21 protein-coding genes are annotated in these 23119 nt (G+C 71.1%); 10 read left to right on the forward strand and 11 right to left on the reverse strand.

Annotated features, from left to right (window positions below):
• Nucleotides 1–22: 22 nt before the first annotated feature.
• The 5 genes from JQN72_RS15315 (at nucleotide 23) to JQN72_RS15335 (ending at nucleotide 5361) form a co-directional block, all read left to right on the forward strand.
• Complete coding sequence (locus JQN72_RS15315) at nucleotides 23–910, forward strand: 3-methyladenine DNA glycosylase (protein WP_204135992.1); 888 nt, start codon at nucleotides 23–25, stop codon at nucleotides 908–910.
• Between the two features lie 197 nt (nucleotides 911–1107).
• A complete protein-coding gene (locus JQN72_RS15320) occupies nucleotides 1108–2361 on the forward strand; it encodes an ABC transporter substrate-binding protein (RefSeq protein ID WP_204135993.1) in 1254 nt (417 codons plus the stop codon).
• Nucleotides 2358–3308, forward strand: a complete 951-nt coding sequence (locus JQN72_RS15325) for a sugar ABC transporter permease (protein WP_307812728.1) — start codon at nucleotides 2358–2360, stop codon at nucleotides 3306–3308. Before JQN72_RS15320 ends, JQN72_RS15325 begins: the two co-directional genes overlap by 4 nt.
• A complete protein-coding gene (locus tag JQN72_RS15330; protein WP_204135994.1) occupies nucleotides 3305–4144 on the forward strand; it encodes a carbohydrate ABC transporter permease in 840 nt (279 codons plus the stop codon). Before JQN72_RS15325 ends, JQN72_RS15330 begins: the two co-directional genes overlap by 4 nt.
• Nucleotides 4145–4176: 32 nt before the next feature.
• A complete protein-coding gene (locus JQN72_RS15335; RefSeq protein ID WP_204135995.1) occupies nucleotides 4177–5361 on the forward strand; it encodes an ABC transporter ATP-binding protein in 1185 nt (394 codons plus the stop codon).
• Nucleotides 5362–6251: 890 nt separating this feature from the next.
• Here the strand turns inward: JQN72_RS15335 and cimA are convergent.
• Both cimA and JQN72_RS15345 read right to left on the reverse strand, forming a co-directional pair.
• Nucleotides 6252–7844, reverse strand: coding sequence for a citramalate synthase (gene cimA, locus JQN72_RS15340; protein WP_204135996.1), 1593 nt, complete (start codon nucleotides 7842–7844; stop codon nucleotides 6252–6254).
• Between the two features lie 366 nt (nucleotides 7845–8210).
• Nucleotides 8211–9335: an MBL fold metallo-hydrolase gene (locus tag JQN72_RS15345; RefSeq protein ID WP_239100707.1), complete on the reverse strand. Its 1125-nt coding sequence runs from the start codon at nucleotides 9333–9335 to the stop codon at nucleotides 8211–8213.
• Nucleotides 9336–9413: 78 nt separating this feature from the next.
• Here JQN72_RS15345 and JQN72_RS15350 point away from each other — a divergent pair, with 78 nt between their 5' ends.
• The 4 genes from JQN72_RS15350 (at nucleotide 9414) to JQN72_RS15365 (ending at nucleotide 12446) form a co-directional block, all read left to right on the forward strand.
• Nucleotides 9414–10238, forward strand: a complete 825-nt coding sequence (locus JQN72_RS15350) for a hypothetical protein (RefSeq protein WP_204135997.1) — start codon at nucleotides 9414–9416, stop codon at nucleotides 10236–10238.
• A gap of 164 nt (nucleotides 10239–10402) precedes the next feature.
• On the forward strand, nucleotides 10403–10591 hold the full coding sequence (locus JQN72_RS15355; protein WP_239100708.1) for a hypothetical protein: 189 nt from the start codon (nucleotides 10403–10405) through the stop codon (nucleotides 10589–10591).
• 46 nt (nucleotides 10592–10637) lie between these two features.
• Complete coding sequence (locus tag JQN72_RS15360) at nucleotides 10638–10907, forward strand: hypothetical protein (RefSeq protein ID WP_239100709.1); 270 nt, start codon at nucleotides 10638–10640, stop codon at nucleotides 10905–10907.
• 141 nt (nucleotides 10908–11048) lie between these two features.
• Entirely contained in the window at nucleotides 11049–12446 is a 1398-nt protein-coding gene (locus JQN72_RS15365; RefSeq protein ID WP_204135998.1) for a hypothetical protein, read from the forward strand.
• Nucleotides 12447–12454: 8 nt separating this feature from the next.
• Here the strand turns inward: JQN72_RS15365 and JQN72_RS15370 are convergent, their stop codons facing one another.
• Genes JQN72_RS15370 through JQN72_RS15390 form a run of 5 tightly spaced genes read right to left on the reverse strand, consistent with a single transcriptional unit; the run spans nucleotide 12455 to nucleotide 17573 of the window.
• Nucleotides 12455–13210 (reverse strand): gamma-glutamyl-gamma-aminobutyrate hydrolase family protein, encoded by a 756-nt coding sequence (locus tag JQN72_RS15370; protein WP_204135999.1) that lies wholly within the window; start codon nucleotides 13208–13210, stop codon nucleotides 12455–12457.
• Between the two features lie 14 nt (nucleotides 13211–13224).
• Entirely contained in the window at nucleotides 13225–13992 is a 768-nt protein-coding gene (locus tag JQN72_RS15375; protein ID WP_204136000.1) for a 3-oxoacyl-ACP reductase, read from the reverse strand.
• A 43-nt stretch (nucleotides 13993–14035) separates the two neighbouring features.
• Entirely contained in the window at nucleotides 14036–15433 is a 1398-nt protein-coding gene (locus JQN72_RS15380; RefSeq protein WP_204136001.1) for an aldehyde dehydrogenase, read from the reverse strand.
• Between the two features lie 11 nt (nucleotides 15434–15444).
• A complete protein-coding gene (locus tag JQN72_RS15385) occupies nucleotides 15445–16830 on the reverse strand; it encodes a glutamine synthetase family protein (RefSeq protein WP_239100710.1) in 1386 nt (461 codons plus the stop codon).
• Between the two features lie 14 nt (nucleotides 16831–16844).
• On the reverse strand, nucleotides 16845–17573 hold the full coding sequence (locus JQN72_RS15390) for a GntR family transcriptional regulator (RefSeq protein WP_307812730.1): 729 nt from the start codon (nucleotides 17571–17573) through the stop codon (nucleotides 16845–16847).
• 194 nt (nucleotides 17574–17767) lie between these two features.
• Here JQN72_RS15390 and JQN72_RS15395 point away from each other — a divergent pair, with 194 nt between their 5' ends.
• The gene (locus JQN72_RS15395; protein ID WP_204136003.1) at nucleotides 17768–19300 is read left to right on the forward strand and encodes an amino acid permease; all 1533 of its coding nucleotides are present in this window, start codon (nucleotides 17768–17770) and stop codon (nucleotides 19298–19300) included.
• Nucleotides 19301–19365: 65 nt separating this feature from the next.
• Here JQN72_RS15395 and JQN72_RS15400 read toward each other — a convergent pair whose 3' ends face one another.
• The 4 genes from JQN72_RS15400 to JQN72_RS15415 form a co-directional block, all read right to left on the reverse strand.
• Nucleotides 19366–20460, reverse strand: coding sequence for a branched-chain amino acid aminotransferase (locus JQN72_RS15400; protein ID WP_204136004.1), 1095 nt, complete (start codon nucleotides 20458–20460; stop codon nucleotides 19366–19368).
• A 267-nt stretch (nucleotides 20461–20727) separates the two neighbouring features.
• Nucleotides 20728–21795 (reverse strand): 3-isopropylmalate dehydrogenase, encoded by a 1068-nt coding sequence (locus JQN72_RS15405; RefSeq protein ID WP_204136005.1) that lies wholly within the window; start codon nucleotides 21793–21795, stop codon nucleotides 20728–20730.
• A gap of 82 nt (nucleotides 21796–21877) precedes the next feature.
• On the reverse strand, nucleotides 21878–21973 hold the full coding sequence (locus JQN72_RS15410) for a 3-isopropylmalate dehydrogenase (RefSeq protein WP_204136006.1): 96 nt from the start codon (nucleotides 21971–21973) through the stop codon (nucleotides 21878–21880).
• 207 nt (nucleotides 21974–22180) lie between these two features.
• Nucleotides 22181–22930: a class I SAM-dependent methyltransferase gene (locus JQN72_RS15415; protein WP_204136007.1), complete on the reverse strand. Its 750-nt coding sequence runs from the start codon at nucleotides 22928–22930 to the stop codon at nucleotides 22181–22183.
• Between the last annotated feature and the right edge of the window lie 189 nt (nucleotides 22931–23119).

Below are 23119 nucleotides of genomic sequence, written 5' to 3' on the forward strand. Positions count from 1 at the left end.
CGCCGGCCGGTACGGTGACGCCGTGCCGTCCACCACGACCACCGTCCTCCCCTCGGCGGAGTGGGCGGCGCGGGCCGAGGCCCACGCCGCCCGGGTCGACGCCGCGACGTGGGGCCACCGCACGCGCCGGACGGACGGACGGAGCCACCCGGTCGAGGACTTCCTCTTCCGCTACTACAACCACTCCCCCGCGAAGCTGCGCCGATGGCACCCCGGCCCGTGGGTCGCGCTGGAGGGCGCGGCGGCCACCGAACGCGCCACCTGGCGTCACCACCGGGTCGTCGGTGACGCCGTCGTCCTCGACACCGCGTCGTTCCTCGAGGCGCGTGGCGACACCGTCCGCTTCGTGCGCGAGCTCCTGACCGCGACGTTGTCCCGCCCGCCACACCTCGGGTGTCTCGGCCTGCACGAGTGGGCGATGGTGCACCGGCTCCCGGAGGACGACGTGCGCCACCCGGGCTGGCCGCTGCGGCTCGGCCCGGCCGGCACCGATGAGGTGCTCGACCGGCACACCGTGCGGTGCACCCACGCCGACGCCTACCGGTTCTTCACGGCGTCGGCGGCCCCGCGCAACACGTTCACGCCGACCCGGGAGCGCCAGGTCGAGCTCGAGCAGCCGGGGTGCCTGCACGCGGGGATGGACGTCTACAAGTGGGCCTTCAAGCTGGCCCCGCTCGTCCCGAGCGAGGTCACCGCCGACGCGTTCGAGCTCGCCCGCGACATCCGGGTCCTCGACATGCAGGCGTCGCCGTACGACCTGCGCGAGCTGGGCTACGACCCGGTCCGGATCGAGACCCCCGAGGGCAAGGCCGAGTACCTCGCCCGGCAGCGGGCCTTCGTCGGGCGTTCGAACGGTCTGCGACGCCATCTGCTCGACGTCCTCGACACGGTCGTCGCCGCCGGACGCTGAGCTCCGGCCGGCAACCCTCTGCCCCCGGTGCCACTGACCTTCAACAGCCGAACCGCACTGCGCCACAAGCAGTCCCGTCGATGCGTGTCGCTCTCGGCAGAGCGTCCTCTTGCCAGGTCCTGGGCACAGGTCTAGCGTCACGAAGGTCGCGTGGTGACCCTGACGCCACGTGATGCTTCCAATGGAGGGAGTGACGGATGAGGCTGCGCACACTCACCGGACCGGGGGTGGTCGCGGTCCTCGTCGCGGCCCTGGGGGCCTGCAGTGGGGACGACGGCGGGGTCCCCGTCATCAACATCTACGGCAGCACCGCCGACGCCGGCTTCGAGAAGGTGCTCGGCCCGTGCAACGAGGCAGCGGCGGGCAGGTACGTCATCCGCCCCAACCTCATCCCGAGCGACGCCGACAGCCAGCGCGAGCAGTTCGTCCGGCGCCTCGCCGCCCAGGACGACGGCATGGACATCCTCGGGATGGACGTCACGTGGACCGCCGAGTTCGCCGAGGCCGGGTGGATCCGCGAGCTCGAGGGCGAGCAGGCGCAGGCGGCGACCGAGGGCGTGCTGCAGCCGCCCATCGACACCGCGACGTGGAAGGACAAGCTCTACGGCATCCCGCGCAGCACGAACGTCCAGCTGCTCTGGTACCGCACGTCGCTCGTGCCCGACCCGCCCACCACCTGGGACCAGGTGGTGCAGCGCTCGGAGGAGCTGAAGTCCGAGGGTGAGCCCCATGTCATCGGGCTCACCGGCGCCCAGTACGAGGGGTACGTCGTCGGCTTCAACACGATCCTCTCCTCGCTCGGCGGGACGCTGGTGAACGAGGACAGCACGCAGCCGACGGTCGACGACAAGACGGTGCAGGCGCTGGAGATCCTCAAGAGCCTGGCGACCGACGGGCTGGCCAGTGCGTCGCTGTCGAACAGCCAGGAGCCGGAGGTCTTCGCCCAGCTCCAGAACGGGGAGGCCGCGTTCGCGATCAACTGGCCCTACGTGCTGTCCGCGATGCGCGAGGCCGACCCGGACGTCGCGGAGGACCTGGCCTGGACGAAGCTGCCGGAGTTCGCGGAGGGCACGCCGGCCAAGGCGACGCTCGGCGGGATGAACTACGCCATCAGCACGTACAGCAAGCACCCCGGGCTCGCGTTCGAGGCGGCCATGTGCCTCCGTAACCCCGAGAGCGAGCTCAACGGCGCGCTCGACGCCGGCAACGTCCCGGTCCTGCGCGAGGTCTTCGAGGACCCGCAGTTCCAGGAGGCGTACCCGATGTACGAGGACATCCTCGAGGAGATGGAGACCGCGGTGCCCCGTCCCAAGACCCCGCTGTACCAGAACATCTCGACGATCGTCTCCTCGACGCTGTCGCCGCCGTCGTCGATCCAGCCGGAGGACACCGCCCAGGCCCTCGAGGAGAAGATCCAGGACGCCATCGACGGGAAGGGGATCCTGCCGTGAGCACCGTCGCCCCGCCGCCCACGGACGCCGTCGACCCCGTCGACGAGGCGGACGAGGGCCTGGCCATCGCCCGGAAGCGCGCGAGCGAGGGCCGTCGGGCCGAGCAGCGTCTCGGGCTCATGCTGTGCGCTCCCGCCGTCCTCGTCATGCTCACCGTCGCGGCATACCCGATCCTGTACGCGATCTACCTGTCGTTCTTCAAGGCCGACCTGCGTCAGCCCGACGCCAACGAGTTCGTCGGGCTCTCCAACTACGTCACGGTGCTGAGCAGCCCGATCTGGTGGACGTCCTTCGGCGTCACGATGTTCATCACGGTTATCGGGGCGGCGGCCGAGCTCGTCCTCGGGATGCTGCTCGCCATCGTCATGCACCGGACGATCGTGGGCCGCGGGCTGGTGCGCACCTCGGCCCTGGTCCCCTACGCGATCGTCACCGTGGTGGCCGCGTTCTCCTGGCGCTTCGCGTGGACCCAGGGCATCGGCTGGCTCGCGGGCGACGGCGCCCCGCTGACCGACCGATGGCCCTCGATCTGGATCATCATCCTCGCCGAGGTCTGGAAGACCGTGCCGTTCATGGCGCTGCTGCTCATGGCCGGGCTGGCGCTGGTGCCGGAGGACCTCCTCAAGGCGGCGTCGATGGACGGCGCGTCGGCCTGGCAGCGGTTCTGGAAGGTGACGGTGCCGCTCATCAAGCCGTCGATCCTCGTGGCGCTGCTGTTCCGCACCCTCGACGCGTTCCGCGTCTTCGACAACATCTTCGTCCTGACCAGCGGGAGCAACGAGACGTCGTCGGTGTCGATGGTCGCCTACAACAACCTGATCCGCGGCCTGAACCTCGGCATCGGCTCGACGATGGCGGTGCTCATCTTCCTCACGACCGCGATCATCGCCTTCCTGTTCGTCAAGCTCTTCGGGGCCGCGGCCCCGGGAGGGAGTGAGAAGCGATGACCGCCGTCACCGTCACCCCCCAGCGCCGGATCGGCTGGAGCGTCGCGAACGTCGTCGTCCTGCTCTACGCGTTCGTCCCGATCGTCTGGATCATCTCGCTGTCCCTCAAGGGCGACGACACCCTCAACGACGGGAACTACCTGCCGCTGAACCCCACGAGCGAGGCGTACACGCAGATCTTCAGCAACACCGACTTCGTGCGGGCGCTGGTCAACTCGATCGGCATCTGCCTCATCGCCACCGGCATCGCCCTGCTGCTCGCGACGATGGCGGCCTACGCGATCGCCCGCCTCGACTTCCCCGGCAAGCAGGCGATCGTCGCCACCTCGCTGCTCATCTCGATGTTCCCGCAGATCGCGCTGGTCACCCCGCTGTTCAAGATCGAGACGGCGATCGGCATCTTCGACACCTGGCCGGGGCTGATCCTCCCGTACATCACCTTCGCGCTGCCGCTCGGCATCTACACCCTCTCCGCCTTCTTCCGGGAGATCCCGTGGGAGCTGGAGAAGGCGGCCCAGATGGACGGGGCGACGCCCTACCAGGCGTTCCGGCGGGTCATCGCCCCGCTCGCCCTGCCGGGCGTGTTCACGACGGCGATCCTCGTGTTCATCGCCTGCTGGAACGACTTCCTCTTCGCCATCTCCCTGACGTCGACGAACTCGGCACGCACCGTGCCGGCCGCGATGTCGTACTTCACGGGGGCGACGACGTTCGAGAAGCCGACGGCGGCCATCGCGGCGGCCGCGGTCGTCATCACCATCCCCATCGTCCTCTTCGTCCTGTTCTTCCAGCGACGGATCGTCGCCGGCCTGACCTCGGGAGCGGTCAAGGGCTGAGGCCCGCGACCCGGACCAAAGGAGCGCACCCCATGGCAGAGATCGTCCTCGACCACGTGGTCAAGCGGTACCCCGACGGCGCACTGGCCGTCGACGACTTCAACCTCGAGATCGGCGACGGCGAGTTCATCATCCTCGTCGGCCCGTCGGGCTGCGGGAAGTCCACGACGCTGAACATGATCGCCGGGCTCGAGGACATCACCCAGGGCGAGCTGCGGATCGACGGCGAGGTCGTCAACGACAAGGCCCCCAAGGACCGCGACATCGCGATGGTGTTCCAGTCGTACGCGCTCTACCCGCACATGACGGTGTTCGACAACATGGCCTTCCCACTCGTGCTCGCCGGGGTGGACTCGTCGACCATCAAGACCAAGGTGGACGAGGCCGCGACGATGCTCGAGCTGACCCAGCACCTGGACCGCAAGCCGGCCAACCTCTCCGGTGGGCAGCGCCAGCGGGTGGCGATGGGGCGCGCGATCGTGCGCAGCCCGAAGGCGTTCCTCATGGACGAGCCGCTCTCCAACCTCGATGCCAAGCTGCGCGTGCAGATGCGCACCCAGGTCTCACGCATCCAGAAGTCGCTGAAGACGACGACGGTGTACGTCACGCATGACCAGACCGAGGCGATGACCCTCGGCGACCGGGTCGTCGTGATGCGCGGCGGGATCGTGCAGCAGGTGGGCTCCCCGACCGAGCTGTACGAGCACCCGACGAACCTCTTCGTCGGTGGCTTCATCGGCAGCCCGTCGATGAACTTCCTGCCGGCGACGATCGACGGCGACCGGCTGGACACCGGGCTCGGGGCGCTGACGATGCCCGACCCGGTGCGCCGGGCGGTGTCGGAGTCGAGCGGCAAGCAGGTGATCATCGGGCTGCGCCCGGAGCACTTCGAGGACGCCTCGATCGTCGGCGACAAGCCCGGTGCGGAGGTGACCGTGCCGCTGGACCTCGTGGAGTCGATGGGCTCGGACGTCTACGCGTACTTCACGGTGCAGGGCGAGGAGGCGCGCTCCGGCGACCTCGAGGACCTCGCCGCCGACACCGGCCAGGACATGCACGGCGACGGCACGACCGTCACCGCCCGGCTGGACGCCGCGTCGCGGGTGCGGCCGGGCCAGGAGGCGAAGCTGTGGGTCGACACCTCGAAGATGCACGTGTTCGACCTCGAGTCGGGCAAGAACCTCACGGCCGAGACGCAGAAGAGCGTCGACGCCTAGGGATGGCGGGCCGTCGTGCGCCGGTCGTGTCGGGGTCAGCTCGTAGGGTCCGGGGATGCCCGAGCCCGCCTGCTTCGTCTGCTCCGAGAACTCCCGCCCACACCTGCCGCCACGCGAGCGTGTCGTGGTCACCGACCACTGGCGCGTGGCGCACGCGTTTGACACCTCCCTCGAGGGGTGGCTGGTGTTCGACGCCCTGGCTGCGAGCCTGCAACGTGCCCTTGAGCTACAGGGCCCCGGCCCCGGCCCCAGGGGCTCGCCTACAGTCGCTGTCCACCGTGGGACGGACCCGCCGCGCCGCCGACATCGCCACCGTCGCAGACCCCTGCGCCGGACGGAGGTCGAACAGGCTCGCACGCGGGTCCGTCCCGAACCACACCGGATGTGCCATCGCATCGGCCTTCGCCGCGACACGGCCGCGGCCGGCCGACAGCACCCCGGACAGCTCCCGCCATCCGTCGGCTGTCCGGGTGAACCGCACCGACGAGAACTGCTCGACGCGCGTGACGCCGCCCTTCAGCTCCCGGGTACGGCTCGTCGGGGTGAACTGCTCAAGCAGGGCAGGCTCGGGGGCCTCCGCCCGGGCCGAGGCCCGGTGCTCCTTCCGGTACCCCCGGGCCTCTCGGCTGGGGGGCCGGGTCGCTCGACACCGACGGCATGGCCGCCTCGTCCGAGGCGGCCACGGCCGGAGCCGGGTCGCCGGACGTGTGAGAGCGGACTTCGCGAGCATGAAGGACCCCTGAACTTCCTTGCGCACCATGAGCACTCAGAGACTCGCGCACTCCGGACCGGGCCCGCAGGCCGTCCCGTGGTGTCCTGACGAAAGTTTTACTCTCGCAAGGGACGCGGTATGCCCAGGTCAGGCAGCGTCGCACCCCGGCACGGCGCCCCTACCGGGGTGCGACGCCCGCGCGGACCAGACCGTAGGTGACCGACTCGAGCAACGCGTCCCAGCTGGCCTCGAGGATGTTCGCCGCGACGCCGATCGTCGTCCACGAGGTCGTGCCGTCCGAGGTCTCGATGAGGACGCGCGTCACGGCGTCGGTGCCGTGCGCCGCGTCGAGGATGCGCACCTTGTAGTCGATGAGCTCGAGCTCGGCGACCTCCGGGTACGTCGCCGCGATGGCGGTCCGCAGCGCGTGGTCGAGCGCGTTGACCGGGCCGTTGCCCTCGCCGGTCTCGACGTGCCGCTCCCCCGCCGCGCGCACCTTCACCGTCGCCTCGGAGAGCGCCTCGGTGTCGCCCCGGGCGTCGGTGATGACCCGCCACGACTCGACCTCGAAGAACGCCGGGAGCGAGCCGTCGAGCTCGCGGCGCAGCATGAGCTCGAAGCTGGCGTCGGCGGCGTCGAACGTGTAGCCGCGCAGCTCCTTCTCCTTGACGGCGGCGAGCACCCGGCGCAGCGTGGCGTCGTCCTCCTCGTTCGCGGCGTCCAGGGTGAAGCCGAGCTCGCGGGACTTCAGCTCGATGGACGCCCGGCCGGCCATGTCCGAGACGAGCATCCGCATGTCGTTGCCGACGTTCTTCGGGTCGAGGTGCTGGTAGAGGTCGGGGTCGACCTTGATGGCGCTCGCGTGCAGGCCCGCCTTGTGCGCGAACGCGCTGGAGCCGACGTACGGCTGGCGTGAGTAGGCCGGCACGTTCGTGACCTCGGCGATGGCGTGCGCGATGCGGGTGGCGTCCTGCAGCCGGTGCGGCTCGAGCAGCTCGCGGCCCTGCTTGAGCTGCAGGTTGGCGACGACGGTCAGGAGGTCGGCGTTGCCGGTGCGCTCTCCGTAGCCGTTGATCGTGCCCTGGACGTGCGTGGCGCCGGCGTCGACCGCGGCCATGGAGTTGGCCACGGCACAGCCGGTGTCGTTGTGGCAGTGGATGCCGACACGCGCCCCGGTGGTGCGCACGACGTCGTCGACGACCTCGCCGACCTCGCCGGGCAGGAGCCCGCCGTTGGTGTCGCACAGCGCGACCACCTCGGCCCCGGACTCGACGGCTGCTCGGACGGCCTCGAGCGCGTACAGCCGGTCGGTGCGGTAGCCGTCGAAGAAGTGCTCTGCGTCGAGGAAGACCCGCCGGCCCTCGGCGCGCAGGAAGGAGACGGTGTCGCGGATCATTGCGAGGTTCTCCTCGCGGGTCGTCCGCAACGCTCGTTCGACATGGCCGACGTGCGACTTCGCGACGAGCGTGACGACCTGGGCCTGGCTGTCGAGCAGCGCCCGCACGAGCGGGTCGGTCTCGGCCGTCCCCCCGGCACGGCGGGTGGCCCCGAACGCGGCGAGCGTGGCGTTGCGCAGCCGCAGGTCGGCCGCGGCGCGGGCGAAGAACTCGGTGTCCTTGGGGTTGGCGCCCGGCCAGCCGCCCTCGATGTAGCCGACGCCGAGGTCGTCGAGGTGCGAGGCGATGGCCAGCTTGTCGGTGACGGAGAGGTTGAGCCCCTCCTGCTGGGCGCCGTCGCGCAGCGTCGTGTCGTACACGTGCAGGTCGGTCATGTCACTCACCTGGTCCGGCCGGGGCGTCCGGCGTCCGGGCCCCGGCCCGGGTGGGCCGGGGCGTCCGCGCGTGCCGCTACGTGTCCATCATCCGCCTCGCGCTGCCCAGGCCGCCCACGGGGGTGGGCGGACGGCCCGCCTTCGTCGGGCCGGGCCGCCGCGGGTGACGTGACGTCCCGGTCCAACAAAAAGACCCCCCGGGTGTGGGAGGTCTGCGCGACGAGGAGGTCTCGTCGCGCTAGCCGATAATGATCGCGGTGGTGACCGCGTCACGGGACGTCACGAGGACACCATCCCACGGGAGCGGCCCGCCCGCCGAGCATGCGTCCACATGCTGGCGCTCTCGGACGGCCCGGCCCCGCCGGCTCAGTGCCGGGCCGGCTCGGCGGCGCCCTCCCACCAGGCGTCCAGTGCCGGAGGGGCCGAGACGTCGACCCGCTCCCCCACTCGCGGCACGGCCACGGGCACCCCCTCGGTCGCGGCGGCGACGAGCAGCCGCTCCACCGGCTCGGCCCACGGGTGCGGCGCGAGCACGAAGGTGCACCAGTGGATGGGTAGCAGCACGCCGCCACGGAGCTCGACGGTCGCGCGCACGGCCTCCTCGGGGTCGAGGTGGATGTCCTGCCACGACGGGTCGTACGCCCCGACGGCCATGAGCGAGACGTCGAACGGGCCGTGCTCGGCGCCGATCTCCTCGTAGCCGTCGAAGTAGCCGGTGTCGCCGCTGAAGAACACCCGGCCGGCCTCCCCGGCGAGCACCCACGACGCCCACAGCGTGCCGTCACGCCGCAGCCCCCGGCCCGAGAAGTGCTGGGACTCCACCGCGGTGACCCGCACCCCCGCCACCTCGTGGGACTCGCCCCAGTCGCACTCGACCACCCGCTCGGCCGGGACGCCCCAGACGTCGAGGTGGGCCCCGACCCCGAGCGGGACGACGAACACGGCCTGTGTCGTGTCGACGAGGGTCCGGATGCTCGGCATGTCCAGGTGGTCGTAGTGGTCGTGCGAGATGACGACGGCGTCGACGTGCCCAATGCGCTCGAGCGGCAGCGGGGTGCCGTGCATCCGCCGCGGGCCGACGTGCCGGCTCGGCGAGCAGCGCTCGCTCCACACCGGGTCGAGCAGCAGCCGGGCACCCCCGATCTCGACGAGCGCGCTGGAGTGCCCGAACCACGTGACGTGCAGGCCCTCGGCGGCCGGTTCGCGCAGCCCGCTGACCACCGGGATCGCACCCGGCGGGCGGCGTGTCTCGGCGTTCTCGCGGAAGCGCTCGAGGAGCTCGCGCTGGTCGGACGGCGACGAGGACGTCCCGGGACGGGTGTTGTGGAACGCCCCCGCCCGGTACCGCGGTGAACGCTGCATCCGTTCGAGGCGGCGGCCGGAGGGCCGGGCGCCCATGGCCGCACCGACGCCACGTCCCGCGGCGGCGGCGAGCATCCCCAGGGCACCGGCAGCGCCGGCAGCGGCGGCGAGTCGACTGAACCGCGTCATGGACCCATTGTCACCGACGGCCCGTCCGGCCCTTGTGCCTATCCTGGCTGGCGGACCGCACCCGACCCGGAGAGGACGATGGAACACCACAGCGGCGACCTCACCCACGCTCCCCTGGCCTACCCCGGCGAGCCCGTCGCCGGACCCCGGCTCGTCCTCGCCGACTGTGAGCACGTCGTCCGGCCGAGGCTGCGGCTCGGGGCGTCACAGTCCCCGTGGTGCGCCACGTGCTCCGGCGCGGGCCGGCCCGGCGCTCGGCGCCTGCTCGGCGCCGCCCTCGACGAGCTCGGCGCGGCACCCCTCGCGGAGCGCACGCCGGTGCTCGCCGTCGGCTCGAACGCCTCGGCGGACGTGGTGCGGCACAAGCTCGCGAGCCGTGGCGTGCCGGTCGTCGTCCCGGTGCTCACCGGCGTGGTGCGCGGGCTCGGCGTCGCGCACTCTGCCCACGTCTCGCGGGCCGGGTACGTCCCCGCTGCTCCGGTGCACCGGGCGCGAGCGCGCACCCGGGTCGTGCTCCAGCTGCTCGACGACGACCAGCTCGCCGCGGTCGACGAGACCGAGCCGACCTACGAGCGGGTCGAGCTCACCGCCACCCGGTACCCGGTCGTCCTCTCCGGGGGCCTGCGGCCGTCCCGGGTGCACGTGTACGCCGGCCGGTTCGGCGTGGTGCACCTCCCCGGCCGCGCCGCGGAGCGCCTCCTCCCCCAGCACGACATCCTCCGAGCACTCGACCGGGCAGGGGTGCCGCACACCGGAGGTGGGCCGGCCGCCGCCGCCCGCCGGTTGGCGGCATCCGAGGACGCACGGGTCGAGGCACGTGACGCGATGCGCCGGCTCGGCCTCGTCCGCCCCCATCGGCTGCACCACCGGCCCGCCACGACGCTCCGGTGGCGGATGCCATGAGTGGCGGGTGTGCTCAAGGGTGAGCCGGATCCGGCCGGCAGCCGGCGGGATGAGGGATCCGCATATGCCGCGGCCCGGTAGGTCGACGGCGGCGGCGGTAGGGCAGTTCCGTCGCCTTGACGGCATCGCTTGCCCTACATCCAGCGACAAGTTAACTTGGATGAGTGTTGCGTGAGCCGATCATCGCGCCGTCGGCCTTCAAGCACGGTGTCGAGGAGGCAGACATCCTGCACGCGTACCGGAATCCGGTGCGGATCTGGGACCTGGGCGATGGGTTCACGATGATGGTCGGCCCGAGCGGGACAGCCATCTTCATCGAGGTCGGTACGTCGAAGGCGACCAGGCCCACGTGATCGTGCACGCGATGCGGGCGCGGGAAAAGTTCTTGAGGTGATGATGATGCCGCGGACAGTCGACGAGATCCTCCAGCACGCTGACGAGCTAGCGGCCAGGTTCGAGGACTACGAGCCTCGGGCGGGAGATGAGCTGGACCCCGTCGCGCTCGCGTCGCTGCGGGAAGCGGTGGCGGAGCGCTCCGAGGCGGAGCGCCACATGGTCGACGCGGTCCGGCAGGCCCGTGCGGCCGGCCTGTCGTGGAGTGCGATCGGCGGTTTTGTGGGTACCTCCGGCGAAGCCGCACGACAGCGGTACTCCTCGAGAGTCGCCTGAACTCGCCCCCTGACCCTCGCCCGACAGGCGGCGGTAAGACTCTCAAGGGAGCCGCACCGATAGATGCGTGCGTAGAACTGTGTCAGGGTGTCCGCGGGAGCGGGGCACGACAATCAGACCAGCGGATGGGGCGCGAAGTACATGGCACAGCGCAAGGTCCACGCCCACATCGGCGACGTGATCGAGAACGCGCTCGGCTGGGACGTGGACGTCTACAGCCTGTCAGACGCGGCCGTGGAGCGGTTCGCCGATAACGTGCAAACGTGGTCGAGGAGTGTCCTCCCTTCAGATGGTACGACGGGTGCTTACTACGGAGGCTGGCCCTCGGCCAATGTCGCCTCGCTCGGGTTAGACGGTGTTCTTGGAACCGCGCTCCTCTTCGAGGAGCGATTGATTGGTAAGGACGTGCTAAGCGACTGGTTCGCGGCAGAGCGTTACCTGAATCGGCGCACGATGGGGTCGAGGCCGGGCTGGCTCGGGGAAGACGGGAAATCGTTCGACCACGAGGCCACACGACACTTCCTCGCGATTCAGATCCCCGCAATCAAGCGCTTGCGGCCGCTCCTCGACTCGGGCGTGCTGCGCCTGATCCCGGCCGAGCCCGTGCAACTACAAAATCAGCCCCAAGTCGAGCTTCTGGTCGCCGAGCTTGGAGATCGACTGCTCAAGCACCCGGTCAGGCTCGCGCGGAAGTTCGCCGCTGGCGAGCTCGCGACCGACGATACTCGCCGCGGCATTTTCGTAATGGCGGGTGGTGAGTGGGAAGCGCAGACCCGAAAGGCATTCACCGACGCGCTGCACTTCTTCGCAAACGAATATCTGCTGAGTGTGCGTACAGGGTCGTCCTACACGGCCCCGTTTGCGTGGGAGTCGCACGTCGCCTTGAAGGGTCTAAGGGTGGGCCAGGGGCCGTACCTCCCCGTGCAATCGGTCCTACTCGCATCGCGCTTGCCCGTGTTTAGCGGCCTCACTGCCGATCTAATCTCGCAGATCCACGAAGACGACGCGTTCGCGAGTTTCCGGGCCGAGCTGGCCGAGATCCTGGGTCAGTGCCCGACGAAGGCGAAGCCCGCCGAGGTGCAACGGTACCTCGCTACGCAGCAGGCGGACCGACTGCGACCGATTCTTGATGCCGCGGAGCGTTCAGCCGATGCAGGCCTCCTTCGCAGAGCTGGCCTCGCCATGGCTAATCTGCGGTTCACCGTTACCACCGGTGTAACGGCAGCGGGCGTCGGACTTACCACCGGCGCTGGGTGGGGTGCCGCAATAGGGGGTGCAGCAGCCGTCGGCGCTGCGGTCGCGGACAAGGTGATCGAGACACCCAAGGCGACCACACCCATTTGGAAAGCACTCGTCGGTCACAGACGGAGCATCGAGCAGGAGATGCTCGACAACTGGGTGCATACGAATCGAGATGTCGCACCCACGGCCCACCCATGGGGCATCCCCAGCGAGCCATCGATGTCAGTAGCCGTGTCTTCCGGCAGTTTGCTGGTCGACTGGCACCGTAATGGAGTGGGCCAACAGTCGGCGCAGTGACGCAGGTTCTAGTGGGGTTCACCTGCATCGCTGTCCGCCGCTTGCGACGCCGCCTGCACCAGGGCCTCGAAGAGTGCTGCTCCCTCGGCCTCCTCGGCGTGCCACTGGACGGCGAGCCGGAACCGTGCCGCCGGGCACTCCATCGCCTCCAGCGTGCCATCCTCGTGCCAGGCCGCGGGCTGCCACCCGGTGCCGGCGAGGGTCGAGGGCTCGACCGCCTGATGGTGGTACGTCGGCACGTCCACGGCGCCCGGCCCGACGACACCCGCGAGCAGGCTGCCGGCCACCGGCTCGACATGATGCGACGAGTACACGCCGGGGCTCGGGCTGTGCCCCTCGTGGCCGACCCGGTCCGGCACGTGCTGCTCCAGCCGCGCACCGGCCGCCACGGCCATCACCTGCATCCCACGACAGATCCCGAGCACCGGGAGGTCGGCCTCCTCCGCGGCCAGCACGAGCGCGGTCTCCCACGCGTCGCGGTCCGGGCGGGCCGCCTGCGACGTCGGATGGGCCGTGGCCCCGTACAGCCCCGCCTGCACGTCCGCCCCACCCGCGACGACGAGCCCGTCGAGCCGGGCCAGCACCGAGCGAGCCATCCCGGCGTCGACATCGGCCCGGGGTGGCAGCACGACCGCAACGCCACCCGCCGCCTCCACCTGCTGGACGTACCGGTACGGCAGCACGGCGCTGCGCTGCGCCACCCACGGCGCGCGGTCGACCTCCTCGACGTAGCACGTGACGCCGATGACCGGCCGGCCGCCCATCCGCTCGCCCCGGCTCAGACGGGCGTGACGTACGCGCCGGAGATACCGCCGTCGACGAGGAAGGTCGAGGCGGTCATGAAGCTCGACTCGTCCGAGGCGAGGAAGAGCACGGCGTTCGCCATCTCCTCCGGCTCACCGAACCGGCCCATCGGCACGTGGACGAGCCGGCGCGCCGCGCGGTCGGGGTCGGAGGCGAAGAGCTCCTGGAGCAGCGGGGTGTTGACCGGCCCAGGGCACAGCGCGTTGACCCGCACGCCCTGCCGGGCGAACTGCACCCCGAGCTCGCGGGTCATCGACAGCACCCCGCCCTTGGACGCCGAGTAGCTGATCTGCGAGGTCGCCGCACCCATGACCGCGACGAAGCTCGCCGTGTTGACGATCGACCCGCCGCCCTGCTCGAGCATCATCGGGATGACGGCCTTGCAGCACAGGTACACCGACGTGAGGTTGACGTCCTGCACCCGCTTCCAGGCCTCGAGGTCGGTGTCGAGGATCGAGTCGTCCTCGGGCGGGCTGATCCCGGCGTTGTTGAAGGCGATGTCGACCCGCCCGTGGGTGTCTTTCGCCGTCGCGAACAGCCGGTCGACGTCGGTCTTGTCCGCCACGTCGCAGTGGACGTACGTGCCGCCGATCTCGGAGGCGAGCACCTCCCCCGCCGCGTCGTCGAGGTCGGCGACGACGACCGTCGCACCCTCCTGCGCGAACCGCCGGACGGTCGCGAGCCCGATGCCGGAGCATCCGCCCGTGACGACGGCGACCTTGCCCGCGAGCCTGCCTGCCAACTCTTCTCCTCAGGGGGTGTGGGGATGGTCCGGAGACCGGGTGTCAGTCCTCGGTCGAGATGAAGACGTTCTTCACCTCGGTGAACGCGTCGAGCGCGTCCGGGCCGAGCTCACGGCCGAGGCCGCTGCTCTTGAAGCCACCGAACGGTGTCGAGTACCGCACCGAGCTGTGGCTGTTGACCGACAGGTTGCCGGCCTCGACTCCACGCGCGACGCGCAGCGCCCGCCCGACGTCACGCGTCCAGATGGAGCCCGACAGCCCGTAGGCCGTGTCGTTGGCCATCCGGACGGCGTCCGCCTCGTCGTCGAACGGAAGCACCGCGACGACCGGCCCGAAGACCTCCTCGCGCCACACCCGGTCGTCGGTGCCGCGAGGCAGCACGACGGTCGGCGGGTACCACCAGCCGGCGCCCTCGGGCGCGGCGCCGCGGAACGCGACGTCGGCGGGCGGATGGCCGTCCGCGCCGTCGACGTAGCCGCGGACGGTCTCGCGCTGCCGGCTGCTCACGAGCGGCCCCATGTGCGTCCCCTCGTCACCGGGGTCACCGACGACGACGCCCGCCATCGCCCGCTCGAAGCGCTCCATGAACGCGTCGCTGACGCTGCGCTGGACGAGGATGCGGGTGCGGGCGCAGCAGTCCTGGCCGGCGTTGTCGAGGAACGACATCGGGGCGGCGGCCGCCGCCTTGTCGAGGTCGGCGTCCGCGAAGACGATGTTCGCCGACTTCCCGCCGAGCTCGAGGGTGACTCGCTTGAGGTGCTCGGCCGCGCCACGCATGACCCCCTGGCCGACGGCCGTCGATCCGGTGAAGCAGACCTTGCGGACGTCCGGGTGGGTGACGAACCGCTCGCCGACGACCCGGCCCGCGCCCGGTAGCACGGTGAGGACGCCCTCCGGGATGCCGGCCGCGAGCGCGAGCTCGCCGATCCGCATCGCGGTGAGCGGGGTCAGCTCGGCCGGCTTGAGCACGACGGTGTTGCCTGCCGCGAGCGCCGGAGCCATCCCCCATCCCATGATCGGCATCGGGAAGTTCCACGGGACGATGACGCCGACGACACCGAGCGGCTCCTTGAACGTGACGTCGAGCCCACCCGCGACCGGGATCTGCCGCCCGAAGAGGCGCTCGGGGGCCGCCGAGTAGTAGCGCAGCACGTCGACGACGTTGCCCGCCTCCCAGCGCGCGTTGCCGATCGTGTGGCCCGCGTTACTGACCTCCAGCCGGGCCAGCTCCTCGCGGTGCTCCTCGACGACGTCGGCGAAGCGGCGCAGCAGCATCCCGCGGTCGGCGGGGCTCACGGCGCGCCAGGCAGGGCCGACCTGGACGGCCCGCGCGACGGCGGCGTCGGTCTCGCCGACCCCGGCGAGGTCGACGGTGGTGACGACCTCCTCGGTCGACGGGTCGACGACGTCGTGGGTCGTGGGGTTCGCGGCGGTGCTCATGGGGCGCGCGCTCACATCCTCTCGAAGCCGCGGACGCGCTCCCAGTCGGTGACCGCGGCGTTGAACGCGCCGATCTCGACGTCTGCGGCGTTGACGTAGTGGTCGACGACGTCGTCGCCGAAGGCCGCCCGCGCCACCTCGCTCGCGGCGAGCAGCTCGCGAGCCTCGGCGAGCGTGGTCGGGACGTGCTCGTAGTCGCCGGTGTAGGCGTTGCCCTCGCAGATCTCGGGCAGGGTGAGGCCCTCGCGGATGCCGTGCAGCCCGCCGGCGAGCATCGCGGCGACGGCGAGGTAGGGGTTGACGTCCCCGCCGGGCACCCGGTTCTCGACCCGCAGGCCGGCGCCGTGGCCGACGACCCGCAGCGCGCAGGTGCGGTTGTCGGTACCCCAGGCCACGGCGGTCGGCGCGAACGAGCCCGCGGCGAAACGCTTGTAGGAGTTGATGTTCGGCGCGTGAAAGTACGTCAGCTCGCGCATCGTCGCGAGCAGGCCCGCGAGGAAGTGGTCGAAGAGCTCGGAGCGCCCGCCGTCGCGCTCGTCGTCGGCGAAGACCGCCGAGCCGTCCGCCCCGCGCAGCGAGAGGTGGATGTGGCACGAGTTGCCCTCGCGCTCGTCGAACTTGGCCATGAAGGTCAGCGACTGCCCGTGCCGGGCCGCGATCTCCTTGGCACCCGTCTTGTAGACGACGTGGTTGTCGCAGGTGCGCACGACGTCGTCGTAGAGGAAGCCGATCTCGTGCTGGCCGAGGTTGCACTCGCCCTTGGCGGACTCGACCGTCATCCCGGCCCGGTACATCTCGTTGCGGATCTCGCGGAGCACCGGCTCGACCCTGCTGCCACCGAGCACGGAGTAGTCGATGTTGTAGCGGTTGGCGCCGGTGAGGCCCTGGTAGCGGCGGTCCCAGGCGGTCTCGTAGGAGTCCTCGAAGAGGATGAACTCGAGCTCGGTGCCGGCGACCGCACCCCATCCGCTCTCCCCCGCGACGGCGACCTGCTTCTTGAGGATCGTCCGCGGGGACTGCACGACGTCGCCGGTGCCGTCGAGCCAGGTGAGGTCGCACTGGACGGTCACCGCGGCCGGGTCGCCGGGCGTGCGGCGCAGCGTCGCGAGGTCCATCTCGAAGAACATGTCGCCGTAGCCGCGCTCCCACGACGAGATGGCATAGCCGTCGACCGTGTTCATGTCGACGTCGACGGCGAGCAGGTAGTTGCAGCCCTCCGTGCCGTCCTCGAGTACGTGCTCGAGGAAGAAGGCGGCGTGGATGCGCTTGCCCTGCAGGCGTCCCTGCATGTCGGTGAACGCGACGACGACGGTGTCGACCGTGCCGTCGGCGACGTCGGCCCGCAGCTGGTCGACGGTCAGCTGCGGCGGGCCGCCGTCGTGGATCGAGCTCGGCATGGTCGTCCTCCCGGTCATCCGATGAGCCCGCGCAGGAGCGCGGAGGTCGCGTCGCAGTGCTCTTCCATGGCGGAGCGCGCCTCGTCCGCCGCCCCGGTCAGGATGGCATCGACGACGGCCGCGTGCTGGTCGTGGGAGTGCTGGATGTTCGCCGCCAGCACCGGGATGGCCTCGAGCAGCTCGCCGAGCGCGGCCTGGGCCCGGGTCACGGCCTCGATGAGCATCGGCGAGGCGGACAGCGTCGCGACCGCGAGGTGCAGCCGGCTGTCGGCCAGCCGGTGCGCACCGCGGTCCTCCGCGGCCGTGGTCTCCGCGAGGGATGCTGCGAGCCAGGCCCGCTGCTCACCGCTGAGCGGCTGGAGCGCGGCGAGCCGGGCGGCCCCGGGCTCGACGACACGGCGGAACTCGAGGGCGTCCACGAGCGCGGCGCCGACACGGGGACGGGGCCCGTCGGCGCTCGCGACCTGCGGGCCGGCGTAGGTGACGACGGTGCCGCCGCTGCGGCCACGCCGGGTCGTGACGAGCCCCGCGTCGCGAAGCGCGGCGATGGCGTCGCGCAGGGTGTTGCGTGCCACGCCGAGCCGGTCGGCGAGCTCGCGTTCGGGCGGCAGCTGGTCCCCGTCGACGAACACCCCGAGCCGGATGGCGGTGGCCAGCTGCTCGACGGTGGACTCGAAGACGTTGCTCCCCCGCGCCGGGCGCAGCACCGTGTCGACGAGGTGCAGATGGGGCTGCGCGGTCACGGCGCGAGTCTCCGGCCCCGGGCGCCCCGCTGTCAAATGGTGCTGGTTCACACCATTTTTACGTGCAGACCCTGGACGGATGCGAGGCGACGGGTCTAGCCTCCGGACCGTTCGGCATCGTCGTGCACCAGACGGTCCGGGCGTCCGCACCCCACGACCGGCCGCAGGGGCCGGTCCGACGAGAGGACGGCAGCGTGTCGCAGAACCCCTCGGGCGGCAGCGCCCGCCGCACATCGGGCGTGACCTACGCCGAGGCCGCCGACGGCTACTTCGAGAAGCGCGGTCTGACCCGTCACGCAGGCGCCTGGTCGCTGTGGGCGCTCGGCGTCGCGGCGGTCATCTCCGGCGACTTCTCCGGCTGGAACTTCGGCATCGGCGAGGCCGGCTGGGGCGGGATGCTCGTCGCCACCGTCGTCATCGGCCTGATGTACCTGCTCATGGTCTACTCCATCGCCGAGATGTCCGCGGCCATGCCGCACACCGGCGGCGCGTACTCGTTCGCGCGGTCCGCGATGGGGCCCTGGGGAGGTTTCGTCACCGGCCTCGCGGAGTCGATCGAGTACGTCATCACGACCGCCGTCGTCGGCACCTTCTGCGGCACCTACGCCGACGGCATCGTCGAGGACCTGACGGGCGCCTCGCTGCCGCTCCCCCTGTGGGTGCTGATCTTCTACGGGATCTTCGTCGGCCTGAACTCGGCGGGGGCCGAGGCGTCGTTCAAGTTCGCCGTCGTCATCGCCGTCATCTCCCTCGGCGTGCTCGCGCTCTTCTCGGTGCTCGCCCTGACCTCCGGCAAGTTCTCGTGGGACAACCTGTGGACCGTCGGGGACGGCAGCTTCCTCCCGCTCGGCGTCGGCGGCGTCCTCGCGGCCCTGCCGTTCGCGATCTGGTTCTTCCTCGGCATCGAGGAGCTGCCGCTCGCCGCCGAGGAGACGCACACCCCGCAGCGGGACATCCCCCGCGGCTCGCTCATGGGCATGTTCACGCTGCTCGCGACCGCGTTCGTCGTCCTCGTCCTCAACCCGGGCGTCCTCGGGGCCGAGGAGATCTCGGACAGCGGCGAGCCCATCCTCGACGGCTTCCGCGCGATCTTCCCGGACAGCAACATCGCCGCCCTGCTGTCGCTGTTCGCCCTCGCGGGCCTCGTCGCGTCCTTCCAGGGCATCATGTTCGCCGCGGGGCGCAACCTGTACTCGCTCTCGCGGGCCGGCTACTACCCGCAGGTGCTCTCGCTCACCGGGTCGCGCAAAGTGCCGTACGTCGCGCTCCTCGCCAGCGCCGGCATCGGGCTGCTGCTCATCATCGGGCTGAGCGTGGTCCTCGGCGAGGACGCGGCCGACGTCGCGACCCAGCTGCTCAACATCGCGGTCTTCGGCGCGGTCATCTCGTACCTGCTGCAGATGGTGGCCTTCGTCATGCTGCGCCGGAAGTTCCCGAGCGCCGAGCGCCCCTACCGCAGCCCGGTGGGGATCGGCGGGGCCGTGGTCGCGGGCGTCATCTCCGCGGGCACGCTGGTCATCCTGCCCTTCAACCCGGACTACCGGTCGGTGATCTTCGGCGTCGCGATCTTCTTCGCGATCGGGCTCGCCTACTTCGCGGTCCGTGGCCGGCACCATCTCGTGTACTCCCCCGAGGAGGAGTACGCGATGTCCGGCGGCCTGCACGGCGCCCACCCGGAGAGCGAGGGGTACGGCACCGGCGACCACGCGACCGCCGACGAGCGCTGACGCGACGGCACCGGGCCGCGAGCGCGTGCTCGGGCCCGGCGCCGTCGTCGCGCAAGCCTGCCGTGTCAGGCGAGGCGGGTCAGCCAGCCGTGGGTGTCCTCGGCGCGGCCGTACTGGATGTCGAGCAGCGCCTGCCGGATCGAGCGGGTGACCTCGCCACCCTCCTCGCCGGCGGTCGACGGTGCCTCGCCGCCGTCCCAGCGCAGCTCGCCCACGGGCGTGACGACGGCTGCGGTGCCGCAGGCGAAGACCTCGCGGATGCTGCCGTCGCGCACGCCGTCCTTCCACTCCGCGATCTCGACGCGCCGCTCCTCCGGCTCGAGGCCGAGGTCCTTGGCGAGCTCGAGGATGGAGCTGCGGGTGACGCCCTCGAGGATCGTCCCGGTGAGCTCGGGTGTGACGAGCCGGCCGTCGTCGGTGACGAAGAACAGGTTCATCCCGCCGAGCTCCTCGATGTACGTGTGCGTCGCGGAGTCGAGGAAGACCGCCTGGTCGCAGCCGTGCTCGATGCCCTCGAGCTGCCCGGCCAGCGACGAGGCGTAGTTGCCGCCGGTCTTCGCGGCGCCGGTGCCGCCGGTCCCGGCCCGGGCGTAGTGCTCGGAGATCCACAGCGTCACCGGCTTCGGGCCGCGCGGGAAGTACGCGCCGGCCGGTGAGGCGATGACCGAGTAGGTGACCTCGGCCGCGGGCCGCACCCCGAGGAACGGCTCGGAGGCGTACATGAACGGGCGCAGGTACAGGCTCGTCTCGCCGGTGCCGAACGCAGGGACCCACGCGACGTCGACCTCGACGAGGGCCTTGAGGGAGGCGAGGAAGCCGTCGGTGGACAGCTCGGGCAGGGCCAGTCGGCGCGCGCTGCGCTGCATCCGCTCGGCGTTGGCCTCGGGGCGGAAGGACCACACGGAGCCGTCCTCGTGGCGGTACGCCTTGAGGCCCTCGAAGACCTCCTGGGCGTAGTGCAGCACGGCGGCGCTCGGCATCAGGCTGACCGGGCCGTAGGGGTGGACGCGGGCGTCGTGCCAGCCCGCTTCCGTCGTCCAGGTGGCGGATGCCATGTGGTCGGTGAAGTAGATGCCGAAGCCGGGCTCGGCGAGGATCTCGGCGCGCCGCTCGTCACTCACCGGGTCGGGGTTGCGCTGGAGGTCGAAGGTCAGGCTCATGGGACGGTTCGGTCCTTCCTCGGGGAGCGGCGGTGCTACCCGCAGAGGCTACTCGCCGCCGCTTTCCCGCCTGGTGCCGGAAGGTCCGGTGACGCACCCCGAACTTCGGGGTGCGTGACGCCAGGTTCCGGCATCAGGCGAAAAGGTGCAACGGGTGGCGGTGGACGCCGCGGGCGTCGGTGACGTCCACGGCGATGCCGGGATGAGTGGCCGGGTGGCCGGAGACCGCCGGCGCGACGAGCGGCGACGGACGCGAGAGGGGGCGTGTCAGAGACGGGCGGCGATGGCGTCGCCGATGGCGCTCGTGGAGCGCGGGGCACTCCCCCGCTCGGCGAGGTCGGCGGCCACCGCCCGCTCTACTCGCTCGGCCTCCGCGGGACGGCCCACGTGCGCGAGGAGCATCGCGACCGACAGCACGGTGGCCGTGGGGTCGGCCTTGCCCTGCCCCGCGATGTCCGGGGCGGAGCCGTGCACGGGCTCGAACATGCTCGGGTGGCGCCGCTCGGGGTTGATGTTGCCGCTCGCCGCGAGACCGATGCCACCCGCGATGGCGGCGGCGATGTCGGTGATGATGTCGCCGAAGAGGTTGTCGGTGACGATGACGTCGAAGCGGCCGGGGTCGGTGGCCAGGAAGATCGTCGCGGCGTCGACGTGCTGGTAGGCGGTCTCGACCTCGGGGAACTCGGCACCGACCTCCTCGACCGTGCGCCGCCACAGGTGGCCGGCGTGGGTGAGGACGTTGTGCTTGTGCACGAGCGTCAGGTGCTTGCGCGGGCGCGCCTGGGCCCGGGTGAAGGCGTCCCGCACGACGCGCTCGACCCCGAAGCGGGTGTTGACGCTGACCTCGGTGGCGACCTCGTGCGGCGTGCCGGTGCGCAGCGCGCCTCCGTTGCCGACGTACGGGCCCTCGGTGCCCTCTCGGACGACGACGAAGTCGATGCCGTCGGGCGCCACGCGCTCGACCGCGAGCGGGGACTCGACGCCCGGGAAGAGCTTCGCCGGCCGCAGGTTGACGTAGTGCTCGAGGGCGAAGCGGAGCGGGAGCAGTACCCCGCGCTCGAGGACGCCGCTCGGGACGGTCGGGTCGCCGATCGCCCCGAGGAGGATGGCGTCGTGGCCGCGGACCTCGTCGAGCACCGAGTCGGGCAGCGTCTCACCGGTGGCGTGCCAGCGCCGGGCCCCGAGGTCGTACTCGGTCGTCGTGACCTTCGGGCCGTCCGCGCCGAGCGCCGCCTCGAGGACCTTGAGGCCCTCGCCGACGACCTCCGGGCCGATGCCGTCACCGGCGATGACGGCGAGGTCGAGAGAGGCGCTGTCGGCGGAAGTGTCCGGCATGGTGTCAGCCTAGGCAGCGGGGCGGAATATGACGGGGCCGTCCCAGCCATCGGATGGCGGGACGGCCCGCGGGTCGCCGCGGTCAGTCGTCGGCGTGACCCTGGTCTCGCAGGTCCATCGACTCCTGAAGGGCCTGACGGGCCAGAGTGGCCTCGTCGAGGGCGGTGTTCTCGTTCATCGTGACTTGCCTTGCGTCGTTCGGCGTCCTGCGGTCGCTCGAGCCGGTGTGCTCCGGCGAGGAGTTCGGCCATCCCGCGGGGTGGTGCGGTCTCGCTCTCGACACTAGATGGACGTCCGACGACGGGCAGACGACTTTCACAATGTGGACGAAAACCGCTATGAGATCCGCGTCACATAACGACAGATTCCGCGGAATCCGTCGACTTCAGGCGTGCCCGACACCGATGACGCGTTCCGCCACCGGACGGGCGAGCACGTCGGCGGCCTCCTCCTGGAGTGCGGCCATCGCCGGGTCATCGCTCGGCGGGAGCTGGGCCACCGTCCGCCACGCGGCGAGCTCGAGCTCACGGAGGTCCGGCCGGAAGGCGACATCGACATCCGTGAACCCAGCGTTCGACATCCCCGCCCCGACATCGACGCGGCGGAGTCGTTCCGGGAATGCCCCGACGTTCCGGCCGGGCGCTTCCCAGCAGGTGAAGATGGCGGTCGATCCGGCCCGCAGCAGGCGCCGGGCCTCGCCGAAGGTCGCCATGAAGTCGTCGGGGAACTGCACGGCGTCCAGGCAGATCAGCGCGGTCCCTACGGCCGCCGGCAACCCGGTCTCCGTCATGTCTGCGACGTGGAGCTCGGCGACCCCGTCGAGGCCGAGAGCAGCGGCGTTCCCACGCGCCTGCTCGATCGCCGGCGCGGCGAAGTCGACCGCCACCAGGCGGCATCCGGAGCGCGCCGCGAGCTCGAGCCCGTACCCCGCACGCCCACATGCAAGCTCGACGAGCACATCATCCGGGCCCAGCGCCAGGCTCGCCTCGATCTCGTCGAGGAGAGTCCCGGTCACCAGGCTGGAGGACACCAGGTGCGGTGGCAGCCCGAGCAGCCGCGACCACAGCTGGTCCTTGTCGGCGGTGGCACCCATGTCGGCGTACCACTGGGCGAACCCGTCGGATGTCGTGGCCATGGGGGCGAGTATGCGGCCGCGGCCTTCTCGGGGAGAACCGCGGCCGCAGGTACTGCGCGTGCTCAGACGGTATGACGTGACGCCCTCGCGGTGAGGGGGTTGCGGGCCGGGGCCTCGCTCACGAGTGTTCGTGGGTTACCGAGCAGGAGGCGCCTGCTCGGCCTATCCACAGTCGTAGGAGGCCCCGGT

The sequence above is a fragment of the Phycicoccus sp. CSK15P-2 genome, assembly GCF_016888005.1.
Taxonomy (GTDB): Bacteria; Actinomycetota; Actinomycetes; order Actinomycetales; family Dermatophilaceae; genus Phycicoccus.

Excerpts from the sequence above, each read along its gene's own strand:
- JQN72_RS15320 (WP_204135993.1), top strand. The coding sequence starts at position 1,108 with ATGAGGCTGCGCACACTCACCGGACCGGGGGTGGTCGCGGTCCTCGTC.
- JQN72_RS15330 (WP_204135994.1), top strand. The coding sequence starts at position 3,305 with ATGACCGCCGTCACCGTCACCCCCCAGCGCCGGATCGGCTGGAGCGTC.
- JQN72_RS15335 (WP_204135995.1), top strand. The coding sequence starts at position 4,177 with ATGGCAGAGATCGTCCTCGACCACGTGGTCAAGCGGTACCCCGACGGC.
- cimA (WP_204135996.1), bottom strand. The coding sequence starts at position 7,844 with ATGACCGACCTGCACGTGTACGACACGACGCTGCGCGACGGCGCCCAG.
- JQN72_RS15345 (WP_239100707.1), bottom strand. The coding sequence starts at position 9,335 with ATGACGCGGTTCAGTCGACTCGCCGCCGCTGCCGGCGCTGCCGGTGCC.
- JQN72_RS15350 (WP_204135997.1), top strand. The coding sequence starts at position 9,414 with ATGGAACACCACAGCGGCGACCTCACCCACGCTCCCCTGGCCTACCCC.
- JQN72_RS15360 (WP_239100709.1), top strand. The coding sequence starts at position 10,638 with ATGCCGCGGACAGTCGACGAGATCCTCCAGCACGCTGACGAGCTAGCG.
- JQN72_RS15365 (WP_204135998.1), top strand. The coding sequence starts at position 11,049 with ATGGCACAGCGCAAGGTCCACGCCCACATCGGCGACGTGATCGAGAAC.
- JQN72_RS15370 (WP_204135999.1), bottom strand. The coding sequence starts at position 13,210 with ATGGGCGGCCGGCCGGTCATCGGCGTCACGTGCTACGTCGAGGAGGTC.
- JQN72_RS15380 (WP_204136001.1), bottom strand. The coding sequence starts at position 15,433 with ATGAGCACCGCCGCGAACCCCACGACCCACGACGTCGTCGACCCGTCG.
- JQN72_RS15385 (WP_239100710.1), bottom strand. The coding sequence starts at position 16,830 with ATGCCGAGCTCGATCCACGACGGCGGCCCGCCGCAGCTGACCGTCGAC.
- JQN72_RS15400 (WP_204136004.1), bottom strand. The coding sequence starts at position 20,460 with ATGAGCCTGACCTTCGACCTCCAGCGCAACCCCGACCCGGTGAGTGAC.
- JQN72_RS15405 (WP_204136005.1), bottom strand. The coding sequence starts at position 21,795 with ATGCCGGACACTTCCGCCGACAGCGCCTCTCTCGACCTCGCCGTCATC.
- JQN72_RS15410 (WP_204136006.1), bottom strand. The coding sequence starts at position 21,973 with ATGAACGAGAACACCGCCCTCGACGAGGCCACTCTGGCCCGTCAGGCC.
- JQN72_RS15415 (WP_204136007.1), bottom strand. The coding sequence starts at position 22,930 with ATGGCCACGACATCCGACGGGTTCGCCCAGTGGTACGCCGACATGGGT.